Here is a 14,076-nt window from a genome sequence, read left to right as displayed (position 1 = left end):
GGGCGACCATCGTCCGGAAGGATGATCAGGGACGGATCAGGGTGACCCCCGATATCGGCGGATGCGGGACCCCGGCACGATCGGAGTATGGACCCTCAGCCCGCACTCGCTCCGCCTGCCGACCCGCCGCCCGCGCGCCCGAGCCGCGGCGAGCGCTTCTTCGGCTGGACCTCGTCCCTCGGCGTCATCCGTGCCGACGGCTGGTTCGGCGGGGTGGCCGCGGGGGTCGCCGCACGGTGGGGCGTCGACCCGCTGATCGTGCGAGGGATCCTCGTCGTCCTGGGTGTCGTGGGCATCCCCGTGGCACTCCTCTACGGCGTCGCGTGGGCCGTCCTCCCCGACGCGGACGGCCGGATCCCGGCGCAGGAGGCCGGTGAACGCCGGTTCCACCCCGCGCAGATCGGCGCCGCCCTCTTCGTCGCGGCGGCTTTCGTCCCCTCACCGATCGCCCTCCTCCTCGGTCTGCCGGCACTGTCGGTCCTCACGCGGGTCTTCTCCGACGGACTGACCGCGGTGGCTGTCACCATCGCGGTCGTCGCGATCCTGTTCGCCGTGGTGGTGGTGCTCCTCCCCCGTCGAAGGGATGTCGCGCCGGTCATCGCGGCGGAGCCCGAGGACGGCGATCCGGCCGATCACATCGATCGACCGGAGGAGCCGGCGACCCCCGGGCGCGACGCGGACGACGACGAGCTGGCCCAGTGGCGCGCGCAGCACGCCGCGTGGAAGGCCCAGGATCAGGCGTGGCGGCGGGAGCAGCAGGATGCCGCCCGCATCGCCCGCGAACAGGTGCGGCGCGAGCGGCAGGAGCGCGCGGCCGCGTTCGCCACCGAGGCCGCGGAGCGCCGACGGCACCGTCAGGCGACGGCGCCCCGCGCCCCGTTCGCGTTCGCCGCACTCGCGGTCGGGGCCGCTGTGACGGCCGGCACGATCGTCGCCCTGACCGCGCGCGCCGCGGATCCGATCGCGGCCGGGCTGTTCGTCGCGGCCCTCGTGCTGGCGGGCGCCATGACCGTCGCCGGCGCCCTGCGTCGGCGCAGCGGCTTCCTCGCCTTCGTGACGGCCGTCACCCTGGTCGCAGGAGTCGCGGCGACCGCGATGACGGTCGGGCGGGAGCTCCACTTCGGGAGTTGGGGGATCTCCAACATCGACGGCTCGGCAACCTCCGGCACGACCTTCGTGCAGCCGTGGGGCGATCTGTCCGTCGTCCTCGCAGACACGGAGCGGTACGGGACGACGACCGTCGAGAAGCGATCCGGAAGCACCACCGTCGGCGTCGACGAAGGCGTCAGAGTCGACGTCGACATCGTCACGGAGAACGCGGGTGTGTACATCTCGACCCCGACCGACGGCGGCCTCACCCCCGCGGAAGTGGGAGGCGTCGTCGAGACGACACTGCCCGACGGTCGCACCCGCTACTCCATGAGCCTCGGAGAGACCACCTCGCCCACCACGACGCACACGCTCGTGATCGAGCAGGACTCCGGGTACATCGACCTGTTCCTCCAGAACGACATCACCCCGGAAGGCCCTTCGTCATGACCGATGCGCACGCCGACACCCCGCCGGATGGCCCTGCCGCATCGGCGGCCGCCACGCCGGGTCCCCGCATCCGTTGGGCCGCCGTCGTCTGGGGGCTCACGTTCGCGGCCGTGGCCGCCGCCGGGTACGCCGTCGCGTCGTCCGCCCCCGCGACGGACACCCTCACGGACGCCCTCGCGAGCGCAGAGCCGGGGGCGGCGATCGCCGTGCTCCTTCTCATGGTCGGTGTCCTCGTGATGGTCGGCGCGATCGCCGGCGTGCTGCGCGCCGGGCAGCGGGCTCTCACGCGCCGTCGTATACACCAAACGACACCGGAGTCAAGCCGCCAGACCTGATCGGTGTGCGGCCCTACGGTCGAATTGTCGCACCGCAGGCGACGTTCCGACGGGCCAGCCGCAGCCCGATGTTCCCGCAGGAGTGGCCGTGACCGAACCGCCCGTCGAACCGGTCACGTCGGGCATGCTCGACGGGCGCTATGTCCTCGGACCGTGCGTCGGCCAGGGGGGCATGGCACGGGTGTATCGCGCGGAGGACGTCGTCCTCGGCCGGACGGTCGCCATCAAGATCATGCGGACCGAGGCGGAGCATCCGGCCATCCTGCCGCGCGCCCGCATGGAGATGTCCCTGCTCGCCTCGCTGAATCATCCCTCGCTCGTCACGCTCTTCGATGCGAAGATCGTCCCCGGCCAGCCCGAGTACCTCGTCATGGAGTTCGTCGAGGGCACCTCACTCGCGGTGGCGCTGCAGGACGGCCCCCTGGATGCCGCGGAGACCGCCGGCCTCGCCGTCGAACTCGCCGCGGGACTCGACACCGTCCACCGCGCGGGCATCGTCCACCGCGACGTCAAGCCCTCGAACGTCCTGCTCGCCCCCGGCACGGTTCCGGGACGCGCGTATTGGCCGAAGCTCGCCGATTTCGGCGTCGCGTACCTGGCCGACAGCACCCGGCACACCAGCCCCGGCACGGTCATCGGGACCGCCGCGTACCTCGCCCCCGAGCAGGTCCGCGGCGAACCGGCCGGTCCCCCGGCCGACGTCTACGCGCTCGGCCTGCTGCTGCTCGAGACGATCACAGGAGACCGGGCGTTCCCCGAAGCGTCGGGGATCGGTCGTGTCATGGCGCGTCTGGTCCAGACCCCCGAGATCCCGGCGTGGTTGGGCGTCGAATGGTCGGGGCTGCTCGAGGCCATGATCGCGCGCGACCCCGCGGATCGCCCGACGGCGGCCCAGGTGTCCGCTCGCGCTCGCATCCTGCCCCGTGACATCGTCCGACCGACCCGTCCGACCGCGGCCGCCGTCGATGAGGAGACGCAGCCGTTCGACGCTGCGGTCGCCGTACCCGCGGTCGCGACCGTTCCTCCCCTCGCGGGGACCGCGACCGTCTCCTTGCGGGACGACATCCCGCGGGGACGCCGAGCCGCACGGTCCGCCCGTCGGGCACGACGCACGCGCATCTGGCTGCTGTCGGGGGCTGCGGCCGCGATCATCGCGCTCCACATCGTCGTCGGCGCGCTGTGGGCCGGCGGCGCACCGGGCACCGGTCCCGCGCCGGAGGAGACGTTGACCGGCCCCACGACGCCCGCCCCCGCAGACCTCGTCGCCGACGACGGCACCGGCCCGGCCGTCGTCACCGTCGACCGGCCGGAGGAGGGGGCGTCTCAGTCGGACACCTCTCCCGATGTCGACGCGCCCGCAGAGTCCGCGGAACCCGCCCCACCCGCATCCGACGACAGCGCAGGCGACACCGCCGCGACCGAGGACGACCCCGGACAGCAGGCACGTTCGAACGCGAATCAGAACGCCAAGGAACACGCGTCCGACAACTCCGCCGTGTCCGGGAATAAGCAGAACTCCGGCAACGGCAACGGCAACGGCAACGGCAACAGCTCCGGCAAGAGCGGAAAAGACAAGTCCGCGAAGGGCTGAGCACGTCACAGGAGGACACAGGCCGTCATCGCGGGTCATCGGTCGACGGAAGGTCGGAGCCCCGCGTTAGCGTGGGGCCATCGCGGCGGTCCGGGTGGTCCCGGGCACCGGGTCATACCGGATGTGCAGCGGGTTCGACTCCCGCCGTCGCGTCGATGGCGGGAGATCATCCGATCTTCGTTGCGACGAGCGCCCTCTCCGGCACGCAGATGGGCGTCGGCGTCCGCATAGATAGGATGTATCGACGTCCGGCTGCGCGGACGCGAGATCGAAAGGCACAGCGATGTACTTCTCCCACCGAGGACCGCGAGGTCACGAGCTCCCGGTCGTGACCCAGGACGGCGAGACCTTCGATCTGACTCCCCTCACACCTCGCATCGACGGCGCCTTCCTCGCCGCCGACGGGGTCGCGCGCACGCGGAAGGCTCTGGCCGACGGCATCCTTCCCCGCATTGATCTGCCCGAGGACGCGCGCACCGGAGCCCCGATCGCCGCTCCCGGCAAGATCGTGTGCATCGGTCTGAACTATCGGGACCACGCGGACGAGACGAACGCCCCCTACCCGGCCGAACCGGTGGTCTTCATGAAGGCGGCCGACACCCTGTCGGGGCCGCACGACGACGTGCCCATCCCCCGCGGTTCGACCAAGACCGACTGGGAGGTCGAGCTGGCCGTCGTCATCGGCCGCGAGGCCCGCTATCTCGACACGGATGCCGAGGCGGCGGCCGTCATCGCCGGCTACGCCCTGTCGCACGACGTCTCGGAACGCGAGTTCCAGCTCGAGCGCGGGGGCCAGTGGGACAAGGGCAAGAACTGCGAGGGCTTCAACCCGCTCGGTCCCTGGTTCGTGCCCGCCGACGAGATCGAGGACGTGCAGAACCTGTCGCTGCGGCTGTGGGTCAACGGCGAGCTCAAGCAGGACGGGTCGACGGCGAACCAGATCTTCCCCGTGCTGCACGTGGTCCGCTACCTCTCCCAGTTCATGGTCCTGCGGCCCGGTGACGTCATCAACACCGGCACCCCGGCCGGTGTCGCGCTCGGCGCCAACGACTTCGCCTACCTGCGCGACGGTGATGTCGTGGAACTCGAGATCGCCGGCCTGGGCCGCGCCCGACAGCGGTTCGTGAACGCATGAGCGCCTGGGAGGGCCTGCGGGTCGTGGTCACCGGGGGCGCCTCGGGCATCGGACGCGCAACGGCGGAGGCGTTCCTGGCAGCGGGCGCTCGGGTGGCCGTCCTGGACGTCAGCGTCGACGACCTCCCCGCTTCGGCTGTCGGTGTCGCGGCCGACCTTCGCGACCGCGCGCAGACTACCGAGGCCGTCGATCACGCGGCGCAGACGCTCGGCGGCATCGACGTGCTCGTCAACAACGCCGGCATCAGCGCGATCGGCACCGTCGAGGGCAACGACGACGCCGAGTGGGCACGCGTCCTCGACATCAACGTGGTCGGCATGGCGCGCGCCAGCGCCGCGGCGCTCCCCCACCTGCGCGCGTCGTCGCGCGCCGCCATCGTCAACGTGTGTTCGATCGCGGCGCTGAACGGCCTGCCCGACCGTGCGCTGTACTCCGCATCCAAGGGGGCGGTGCTCGCACTCACCTTCGCGATGGCGACCGATCACGTCTCCGAGGGCGTCCGCGTCAACGCTGTGAGCCCGGGAACGGTGCACACACCCTTCGTCGACCGGATGCTGGCGCGTTTCGACGACCCGGTGGCCGAGCGCGCCGCACTCGATGCGCGTCAGGCGACCGGCCACATGGTGAGCCCCGCCGAGGTGGCCGCGACGATCATGTTCGCCGCCGACCCGTCTCTGCCGTCGCTCACCGGCGCCAACCTCGACGTGGACGGCGGCGTCACCCACCTGCGCGTGCGCCGCTGACCCGCCGGTGAGGCCCTTACGCCGGTGCCCCGGGCATCCGGTCGACCTCGAGGCCGTACACGCGCGCGGCGGTTCGCCACCACAGCTGCTCGGCGTCCTGTGACGACCAGTCCTGCACCGCGCTGCGGATGCCGGTGAGGACCCGCTCGTACCCGCCGGCGCGCAACGACATGGGCCAGTCGCCGCCGTACATGAGGCGATCCGGACCGAACGCGTCCACAGCGACCGCGAGGGCCCGGTCCACCCCGTCCTGCGTCCACGAGCCCTCCGGCCCCACGGCCGAGTAGAGGCCCGAGACCTTCGCCACCACGTTGGGCCGGGCGGCCGCTACGCGCAACGCTTCCTCCCATTCCCGCTGGGCTGCGTCGTCGGCGCCGAGCGGGGGCTTCGCGAGGTGATCGAGGACGAACGTCTGCTCGGGGTGCTCGGCTGCGATGCGGTCGAGGCGGCTGAGCGCCGCGGGATTCGCCGTCACGAAATCGAAGGGCAGGCCGTGGGCGCTCAGATGCGACAGCCCGCGGGCGAAGGCGGGGGCGAGCACCCAGTCCGGGTCGGACCGGTCGTGGATGAGGTTCCTGATCCCGACGACGCGACGGTCGCCCGCCATGGCCTCGAGTGTCGCCCCTGCCGCATCCGGGTCCTCGACCGGCACCCAGCCGACGACACCGAGCACCTGCGGCCACTCCGCGGCGGCATCGAGCATGTTCGCCGTGTCCTCGGCGTTGTCCGCGGACTGGACGAGCACGACACCGTCGACACCGAGGCGGGTCAGCTCCGGTGCGATCTCACCGAAGGCGATGTCGCGGTCGACCTCGGGCAGGTCCGGACCGAGCCAGTCGTACCGCGCCCGGGATCGGTCCCAGACGTGGAGGTGAGCGTCGATGATCATGTGTCCTCCTCTACGATTGGTGGATGATTCCGCTCGATCCTCCATCGGATCAGCCCGCCGCATCGCCGCGGCCTTCGCAGACCGACCTGGTCGTCGCGTCGATTCTGTCGATGGTGGAATCCGGGCAGCTGAGTGCCGGTGATCGCCTTCCTGTCGAGAAGGATCTCGCCGAACAGATCGGGGTCTCGCGCGGCTCGCTGCGAGAGGGTGTCCGCGCTCTGGCCGTGCTGGGGGTCGTCGAGACCCGTCAGGGGGACGGCACCTACGTCACGGCGCTGGACGCGGCGCGGTTGCTGGGTCCGCTGAGCTGGTTCGCCGACCGACAGATGGATGCCGAGCCCGCCCAGCTGCTCAACGTCCGCCGCGTCCTCGAAGCCGAGAGCGCAGCACTGGCCGCCCGCTTCGCGAGCGACGAGCAGATCGCCGAGATGAGCACCGTGCTGGATCGGGTCGACGCCCTCCTCGAGGCCGGCGCCGAGCAGAGCGACATCAACGCGATCATCGACGTCGACACGGAGTTTCACCGACTGATCGCCCAATTCAGTGGCAACCCGCTGCTGGCCGCACTGGTGAATTCGCTGGCGGGCCGCACCTACCGCACCCGCGTCTGGCGTGCCCTCGAGGAACGCGGCGTCACGGCCGACACGCAGGCGGAGCATCGCGCCATCCTCGCCGCGATCGAGCGCCACGACCCCGACCGCGCGCGGATGCGGATGCACCTGCACCTGCTCGCGGTCGAGGACTTCGCGGTCGCTCACCGCGCCGACACGGCACCCTCGACGTCCGACGCCGACAGCGACGCGCCCGCCCAGTAGGTGCCGTTCGGGTACGAGTACTCGGCGATCGTCGTGTCGTAGACCTCGGCGCTGTAACCGGGCTGCGTGGGCAGCACGTACTTTCCGTCGACCACGATGCACGGGTCCACGAAGTGCTCGTGGAGATGGTCGACGAACTCCGTCACGCGGTCCTCGAGGGTCCCCGAGACGGCGACGTAGTCGAAGATCGACAGGTGCTGCACCAGTTCGCACAGCCCCACCCCGCCGGCGTGCGGGCACACCGGGACGTCGAACTTCTTCGCCATCAGGTAGACGGCCAGGATCTCGTTGATGCCGGCCAGACGTGCCGAGTCGAGCTGGCAGAAGTCGATCGCCTCGGCTTGGAACATCTGCTTGAACAGCACGCGGTTCATCCCGTGCTCGCCCGTGGCGACCCCGATGGGCGCGACCGCGCGGCGGACGGCCGCGTGCCCGAGGATGTCATCCGGGCTGGTGGGCTCCTCGATCCAGTGAGGCTGGAATTCGGCGAGCTCGCGCACCCAGTCGATCGCCTGCGGCACGTCCCACACCTGGTTCGCGTCGATCATGAGCTTGGCGTCCCACCCGATGACCTCGCGCGCGATGCGCAACCGCCGCTTGTCCTCCTCGAGGTCGGCCCCGACCTTGAGCTTGACGTGGCGGTAGCCACTGTCGACGGCCTCCTGCAGGAGTCGGCGCAGCTTGTCGTCGCTGTACCCCAGCCATCCGGCGCTCGTCGTGTAGCAGGGGTATCCCCCCTGCTGCTCGAGGTCCGCGATGCGCTGAGCACGTGTCGGCTCCATCTCGCGCAGGATCTCGAGAGCCTCCTCGCGCGTGAGGGCGTCGGAGAGGTAGCGGAGGTCGGCGGCATCCACCAGCTGCTCGGGGGTCATCTCCGCCAGCAGCCGCCACACCGGCTTGCCGGCGCGACGCGCGGCGAGATCCCAGACCGCGTTCATCACCGCCGCCATACCGAGGTGCACGACGCCCTTCTCCGGGCCGAGCCATCGCAGCTGGCTGTCGGAGGACAGCTCCCGGTAGATCCCGCCGAGGTCGCCGACGATCTCGGCGACATCGCGACCGATCAGCGGCAGCGCCCGCTGGCGCGCAGCTTCGACGGCGAGGTCGTTGCCGCGTCCGATCGTGAACGTGAATCCATACCCCGACAGCGCGGCGTCGTCGGTGCGCAGGACGACGTAGGCGGCGGAGTAATCGCCGTCCTTATTCATCGCATCGGAGCCGTCCATGCTCAGCGACGTGGGGAAGCGGAGGTCGTACACCAGGGCGTCGACGATCGTGGTCATGCTGCACCGTTCAGGTCCGGGGCCAGGCCCGACTCGTCGAGCTCGGCCCAGAGCTCGTCGGGGATGGGGGTCGTGCGTCGTTCGATGCTGCTGTCGACGTGCGCGGCGGTGCGCATGCCGATGACGGCGGAGACGACGGCAGGATGCCGCAACGGGTACTGCACCGCTGCGGCCGGAAGGTCCACGCCGTGGTCACGGCAGACGGCCGCGAGCCTCTCGCCGCGAGAACGGACATCCGCCGTGGCGGGCGCGTAGTCGAAGTGAGCGTCCGGACGGATCCGTGCGGAGCTGAGGAGTCCGGAGTTGTAGACACCGGCGGCCACCACCGCGACCCCACGGCGCAGTGCCGCGGGCATCAGGTCCGCCAGCGCGGTCTGATCGAGGAGGGTCAGGCGCCCGGCGATCATGATGACGTCGACGTCGTGGGCCTCGATGAAGCGCGCCGGCATCGCCGACTGGTTCATGCCTGCCCCGATGGCGCGGACGACACCCTGCTCGCGCAGGTCGATGAGGGCGGGAAGAGCCTCACGGATGGCCTGCTGCTCGTGGTCGTCGGGATCGTGGAGGTAGACGATGTCGATGCGGTCCGTCCCCATCCGGGTGAGACTCGCCTCGATCGACCGCTTCACGCCGTCCGCCGAGAAGTCCCACTCCCGGCGCACGGCGGCGGGCACCACGAATCCCTGATCGTCCTGGCGCTCCGCCGTCTCGGGGCTGTCGACGAGCAGACGACCGACCTTGGTCGAGATGACGATGTCGTCGCGCGCGACGTCGCTCAGCGCGCGACCGAGCCTCTGCTCCGACAGGCCGAGACCGTAGTGCGGCGCCGTGTCGAAGTAGGTCACGCCCGCTGCGAGCGCTGCGCGCACCGCGGCCGTCGACGCGTCGTCGGTGGTCTCCTGATTCAGGTTGCCGAGTTGCGCAGCGCCGAACCCGACGTCGCTGACGGGGAGCTGTCCCCGGATGGATCGGGTGGAGAGGGTGGGGTGGGTCATCGTGTCACCGGGTCTTCCGAGTCGAGCAGGCGGAGGTCGTCGCGGCGGGGAAGGCCTTCCCAGTCGCCGATGTGGAGGCAGGCGAACGCGCCGGCCGCCGTGGCGAGGCGGACGCGCTCCGCCGCGCTGTCGCCCGCCAGGCGGGCCGCGAGGTAGCCGGCGACGTACGCGTCGCCCGCGCCCACCGTGTCGACGACGGGAACCGACAGGGCGGGGCGGATGATCTCCTCGCCGTCGACGACACCGACACTTCCCCGGGAGCCCGATTTGATGAGCACGTCGGCGGGTCCGAGCTCGGCGATCGCGTGAGCGAGGGCGAGCGGCTCTCCGGGGCCCTCACCCACGAGAAGGCGCGCCTCGTCGTCGCCGGCGAAGACGATGTCGCTGCGCTGCGCGAGGGAACGATAGAGCGGCGCAGGATCCTCGTCCCGCCACAGGCTCGGGCGGTGGTTCACGTCGAAGCTCACCGGGACGCCCCCCGACCGGGCGAGGTCGATCACGGCGTCGACCGTCGCTCGAGCGGATGCCGACAGCGCCGCCGTGATGCCGGTCACATGCACGAGCTCGGCGGCGGCGATGACCGCGGTGGGGATGTCCTCGGGCGACAGCGTGCTGCCGGCGCTGCCGGCGCGGTAGAAGATCACCCCGCTGGTGTGCGGCGTCCGCTTCTCTTTGACCATGAGGCCGGTGCGGCCGGGCCCGATCGGTGCGTGCACGTCGACACCCTCGGCGCGTAGCTCGCGGACGATCCGGCGCCCGAGGGCGTCGTCGCCGACCCGGCCGAGCCAGCTCACGTCGACACCGAGTCGGGCGAGACCGATGGCGACGTTGCTGTCGGCGCCCCCGACGCCGATGGTCGCCGAGGAGGCCGTCTCCCAGGGGCCGGATTCGGCGCGGACGAGCGCCATCGTCTCGCCGAAGGTGAAGACGCCGCTCACGGGAGCGCCTCCACCGCGGCCCGGCTCGCAGCCGTGACACCGGCGAAGTCGCGACGGGCGACGAGGTCGCGCGGAGCCATCCAGCTCCCGCCGACCGTCTCGACGCAGGGCCGCGACAGGTAGTCGGCGGCCTGGTCGACGCGGATCCCGCCCGACGGAGCGAACACGACGTCAGGGAGGACGGCCGCGAGGGCATCGACGAAGGCGACACCCCCGAGCAGTTCGACCGGGAAGAGCTTCAGTCGCGAGAAGCCGGCGGCCCGGGCGGCCATCGCCTCACTGGGCGTCGCGACACCCGGGAGCCAGGTCAGATCGCGTCGGCGCATGTGCTCGCCGAGTGCGGCATCCCACCCCGGGCTGACGAGGAAGGAGGCACCGGCCGCGGTCGCGGCATCCGCCTGCTCCCCCGTCAGGACCGTGCCCGCCCCGACCGTGACGCCGTCGACGGTCGCCATCTCCCGCAGTGCGTCGAGCGCCGCCGGGGTGCGCAGGGTTACCTCGATGTGACGGATGCCGCCGTCGCGCAGCGCCTCGGCGAGGGGACGAGCGGTGTCCGCGTCGTCGATGACGACGACGGGGAGCAGAGGGCCGAGCGTGACGCTCACCGTCCCAGCCACCCGCCGTCGACGGGGAGGATCGTGCCGGTGACGTAGGCCGCCGCATCCGATGCCAGGAACACGGCGGCGCCGCCGAGGTCCTCGGCGCGGCCCCATCGGCCGGCCGGGATGCGCTCGAGGATGGCGCGCGAGCGCTCCGGGTCGTCCTGCAGCGCCTGCGTGTTGTCGGTGGCGATGTAGCCGGGGGCGATCGCGTTCACCGTGACGCCGTGCGCGGCCCACTCGTTGGAGAGGGCCCGCACCAGTCCCGCGACGCCCGACTTGGCCGCGGTGTAGCCGGGCACGTTGATGCCGCCTTGGAACGACAGCAGGGACGCCGTGAAGATGATCCGCCCGCCCTTCTGCGCGAGCATGCGGCGCCCCACGATCTGGCTCAGCACGAACTGGCTGGTGAGGTTCACCTGCACCACGTGCGCGAAGGACGAGACCGGATGGTCGGCAGCAGGTGCACGCTCGATGGTGCCGGCGTTGTTGGCGAGGATGTCGATCGACTCCTCGGTGACGACCTCGTCGCCGAACCGGGCCACGGCATCGCCGTCGGAGAAGTCGACGCGATGCCCGACGAACCGCCGTCCGCGGGAGGTCACGGCATCCTGGATCGCCGAGCCCGCAGGGTCGAGACTCGCCGACGCACCCACGATGTCCGCGCCGGCCTCGGCGAGCGCGACCGCGATCGCGAACCCGATGCCGCGGCTCGCGCCGGTCACGAGCGCGGTCCGGCCGGTCAGGTCGAACGCGCTCATGCCCGCGACTCCGTCTCTCCTGCGCCCGCCACGTCGACGAGGAGCTTGAGGGCGCCGCCCTTCTCGAGAGTCTCGAACGCCTGCTGCACGGCTCCCAGCGGGACGATGCCCGAGATGAGCTCGTCGGTGGGCACTGCCCTGGCGGCGACCAGCCGCACGGCTTCCTCGAAGTCCGGCCGCTGGTAGACGCGGGCACCGAGCAGGCGCAGCTCGCGCCAGAACACCCGCTGAAGGTCGATGGGACGCGGCTCCGGATGGATGGCGACCACGACCACGGTGCCGCGCACCTTCGCGTACGACGTCGCGCTCAGCACGGCGGCGGCCGCACCGGCGACCTCGAAGACGACGTCGGCGCCGGCGCCGCCGGTCCACTCCTGCACCCACGCGACCGCGTCGACCTCCTGCGGGTCGATCGTCGTCAACCCCACATCCTCCGCGAACGATCGCCTGCCCGCATCCAACTCGACGATCACCACGTCGGCGTCGATCTCGCGGACGACCGAGGCGATGAGGACGCCGATCGGCCCCGCACCGATCACGACGGCCTTCTGACCGCGTTCGAGCTCCGAGCGGCGGACGTCGTGGACGGCGACCGCGACCGGCTCGACGAGCGCAGCATGAGTGAGCGGCACCGACTCGGGCACGCGGACCAGGAGGGAGGCGGGCACCACCCACTCCTCCTGCAGGGCGCCCGGGGTGTCGATACCGACGAACTTCAGGTTCTGACAGATGTGCGAGTGGCCCGCGAGACAGGCGGGGCAGGTCCCGTCCCACAGCAGCGGCATGACGGTGACGGCGTCCCCTGCGGTCCATCCGTCGACGTTCGCGCCGACCTCGCTGATGACTCCGCTCATCTCGTGGCCGATCACGGCCGGGATGTCGACGCGGCCGTCCATGTGCCCGTGGAAGATGTGCAGGTCGGTCCCGCAGAGCCCGACGTAACGCACGGCGATGCGGACCTCGTCCGCACCGAGCGACGGCGCATCAGGCGCGGCTGAGCTGAAAGTCCGGTTGCCGGTGTAGACGGCGGCGTGCATGGGTCTCCTTGGTGATCGCGTGACAGTCGGCGAGGCGCGCCCGTGCGCTCGCTCTATGATTCATCCAATGTATTCACCCAATTTATCATCGACAGGCGACCGGAGGTACGCCACGTCGACTTATCATCTGATCTCTACTGCAAGGTAAGGTGATACATCGTACGACTGTCAATCTACTCGCTGGAGGCGCGCGCGTACAGCGCGATCGCCCACGGCTTCGCAGAAGGCGCCACTCCACACGACCTCAGCCGCCGACGTACCGCTCTCCGACGGGGACCTCGGATGCGAGGACGTTCCCCGGCTGCGCGAGTGGACATGCCCACGCCGGGTCGTAGGCGCAGGACGGGTTGTAGGCGAAGTTGAGATCGAGCACGATCGTGCCGGCGACGGCGTCCATCCCCAGATCGGCACCCTTTATGGTGTCGATGAGATAGCGCCCGCCCCCGTACGTGCCCCCCGGCGTCCCGGCAAGCCCATCGCGGAGCGGGATGAAGATGCCGCCGCCGTAGGTCATGAGCCGCCAGACGTCGAGACTGCCGACATCCGGCAGATCGACGACCGCGATGCGCTCGAAGGGCACCACGCCGTCGGTTCCCGTCGGGAACTCGAACCCGCCCGGCTCGGCCTCTCGGAGCGGTACCTCGCAGCGCCAGGCCGGGTCGTACGGGGCGACCGGCAGACCCTCGAACCCGTCGCGGTCCTCGGGCAGCAGCGGGCTGGCCGGATGCCGCGCGAACAGGTCGTCGCGCGCCGCTCGCCACTGCGCGTGCGCGCGTCGCGGGTCCTCCGCATCGCGGACGGCGGCGTACAGGGCGAAGACGCGCCGACGCCAGTCGACGACCTCGAGGGCGGTGCGGGCCGGGACGGTGCTCATGCCTTCAGGCTATGGGTCCGAGCCTCCCCAGGGGTCGCGAACGGGCGTAACCTCGCGGGGAGGAGGCCCCCGTGCGCGTACCACGCTCCGTCCTTGCCGCGGCCACCCTGCTGGCGGCGCTCACCCTCACTGCCTGCGCGACGGAAGGAACGTCCATGCCCGCATCCCCCGGCGACGGCACGTCCTCCAGCCGTCCCCCGTTCCAGACGTCGAGTCCCGCACCGCTCGGCCCCACCGGCACCGCCGCCGATCTCTCCTCGGCGAAGTGGGAGGCGATCGTCGCCGACCTCGCCGCACGCGGAGTCGACGGGGAACCGTCCCTCGTCTCGTCGGAGCGGGTCGAGTTCTCCGACGGCTCCCTGGGGTGCCCCGCGCCCGGGATGTCGTACACCCAGGCGATCGTCGAGGGCTACCGCGTCGTCGTCCGCGCCGACGACCGCATGTTCGACTACCGCTTCGGCAACGGCGACGAACCCCGTCTCTGCGAACGCTGACGACGGATGCCGAAGGGGCGGCGCGTCGGCTGACGCACCGCCCCTTCG

15 protein-coding genes are annotated in these 14,076 nt (G+C 71.2%); 7 read left to right on the top strand and 8 right to left on the bottom strand.

What is annotated here, in order from left to right; translation table 11 throughout:
• The first annotated feature begins 87 nt into the window (after positions 1 to 87).
• From ACIGEP_RS00140 to ACIGEP_RS00120, 5 genes are all read left to right on the top strand, one after another.
• Positions 88 to 1,539 (top strand): PspC domain-containing protein, encoded by a 1,452-nt coding sequence (locus tag ACIGEP_RS00140; protein ID WP_396659605.1) that lies wholly within the window; start codon positions 88 to 90, stop codon positions 1,537 to 1,539.
• Positions 1,536 to 1,874 carry a hypothetical protein gene (locus ACIGEP_RS00135; protein WP_396659604.1) on the top strand — a complete coding sequence of 113 codons (339 nt, stop codon included), beginning with the start codon at positions 1,536 to 1,538 and terminating at the stop codon, positions 1,872 to 1,874. Before ACIGEP_RS00140 ends, ACIGEP_RS00135 begins: the two co-directional genes overlap by 4 nt.
• An 88-nt stretch (positions 1,875 to 1,962) precedes the next feature.
• Complete coding sequence (locus ACIGEP_RS00130; protein WP_396659603.1) at positions 1,963 to 3,465, top strand: protein kinase; 1,503 nt, start codon at positions 1,963 to 1,965, stop codon at positions 3,463 to 3,465.
• A gap of 283 nt (positions 3,466 to 3,748) precedes the next feature.
• A complete protein-coding gene (locus ACIGEP_RS00125) occupies positions 3,749 to 4,600 on the top strand; it encodes a fumarylacetoacetate hydrolase family protein (protein ID WP_396659602.1) in 852 nt (283 codons plus the stop codon).
• Positions 4,597 to 5,343 carry an SDR family NAD(P)-dependent oxidoreductase gene (locus ACIGEP_RS00120; protein WP_396659601.1) on the top strand — a complete coding sequence of 249 codons (747 nt, stop codon included), beginning with the start codon at positions 4,597 to 4,599 and terminating at the stop codon, positions 5,341 to 5,343. Before ACIGEP_RS00125 ends, ACIGEP_RS00120 begins: the two co-directional genes overlap by 4 nt.
• A 16-nt stretch (positions 5,344 to 5,359) precedes the next feature.
• Here ACIGEP_RS00120 and ACIGEP_RS00115 read toward each other — a convergent pair whose 3' ends face one another.
• Positions 5,360 to 6,232, bottom strand: a complete 873-nt coding sequence (locus ACIGEP_RS00115; RefSeq protein WP_396659600.1) for an amidohydrolase family protein — start codon at positions 6,230 to 6,232, stop codon at positions 5,360 to 5,362.
• Between the two features lie 23 nt (positions 6,233 to 6,255).
• Here ACIGEP_RS00115 and ACIGEP_RS00110 point away from each other — a divergent pair, with 23 nt between their 5' ends.
• Entirely contained in the window at positions 6,256 to 7,047 is a 792-nt protein-coding gene (locus ACIGEP_RS00110) for a FadR/GntR family transcriptional regulator (protein WP_396659599.1), read from the top strand.
• Here ACIGEP_RS00110 and ACIGEP_RS00105 read toward each other — a convergent pair.
• From ACIGEP_RS00105 to ACIGEP_RS00075, 7 genes are all read right to left on the bottom strand, one after another.
• Entirely contained in the window at positions 6,987 to 8,330 is a 1,344-nt protein-coding gene (locus ACIGEP_RS00105; RefSeq protein WP_396659598.1) for an L-fuconate dehydratase, read from the bottom strand. The two genes, ACIGEP_RS00110 and ACIGEP_RS00105, sit on opposite strands and share 61 nt — an antisense overlap.
• Positions 8,327 to 9,325, bottom strand: a complete 999-nt coding sequence (locus tag ACIGEP_RS00100) for an aldo/keto reductase (protein WP_396659597.1) — start codon at positions 9,323 to 9,325, stop codon at positions 8,327 to 8,329. The genes ACIGEP_RS00105 and ACIGEP_RS00100 overlap by 4 nt, the downstream gene beginning before the upstream one ends.
• Positions 9,322 to 10,263: a sugar kinase gene (locus ACIGEP_RS00095; protein WP_396659596.1), complete on the bottom strand. Its 942-nt coding sequence runs from the start codon at positions 10,261 to 10,263 to the stop codon at positions 9,322 to 9,324. The genes ACIGEP_RS00100 and ACIGEP_RS00095 overlap by 4 nt, the downstream gene beginning before the upstream one ends.
• A complete protein-coding gene (locus ACIGEP_RS00090; RefSeq protein ID WP_396659595.1) occupies positions 10,260 to 10,868 on the bottom strand; it encodes a bifunctional 4-hydroxy-2-oxoglutarate aldolase/2-dehydro-3-deoxy-phosphogluconate aldolase in 609 nt (202 codons plus the stop codon). The genes ACIGEP_RS00095 and ACIGEP_RS00090 overlap by 4 nt, the downstream gene beginning before the upstream one ends.
• Positions 10,865 to 11,623, bottom strand: a complete 759-nt coding sequence (locus ACIGEP_RS00085; protein ID WP_396659594.1) for an SDR family oxidoreductase — start codon at positions 11,621 to 11,623, stop codon at positions 10,865 to 10,867. The genes ACIGEP_RS00090 and ACIGEP_RS00085 overlap by 4 nt, the downstream gene beginning before the upstream one ends.
• Positions 11,620 to 12,660 carry a zinc-binding dehydrogenase gene (locus ACIGEP_RS00080; RefSeq protein WP_396659593.1) on the bottom strand — a complete coding sequence of 347 codons (1,041 nt, stop codon included), beginning with the start codon at positions 12,658 to 12,660 and terminating at the stop codon, positions 11,620 to 11,622. Before ACIGEP_RS00080 ends, ACIGEP_RS00085 begins: the two co-directional genes overlap by 4 nt.
• A gap of 244 nt (positions 12,661 to 12,904) precedes the next feature.
• Complete coding sequence (locus tag ACIGEP_RS00075) at positions 12,905 to 13,534, bottom strand: DUF1684 domain-containing protein (protein WP_396659592.1); 630 nt, start codon at positions 13,532 to 13,534, stop codon at positions 12,905 to 12,907.
• Between the two features lie 71 nt (positions 13,535 to 13,605).
• On the opposite strand from ACIGEP_RS00075, the gene ACIGEP_RS00070 reads away from it, so the two are divergent.
• A complete protein-coding gene (locus ACIGEP_RS00070) occupies positions 13,606 to 14,028 on the top strand; it encodes a hypothetical protein (RefSeq protein ID WP_396659591.1) in 423 nt (140 codons plus the stop codon).
• Positions 14,029 to 14,076: the final 48 nt, after the last annotated feature.

This window comes from Microbacterium sp. NPDC077663, assembly GCF_044542795.1.
Classification (GTDB): domain Bacteria; phylum Actinomycetota; class Actinomycetes; order Actinomycetales; family Microbacteriaceae; genus Microbacterium.
The sequence above is the reverse complement of the archived record's forward strand: the minus strand, read 5'-3'. Positions and strand labels throughout refer to the sequence as shown.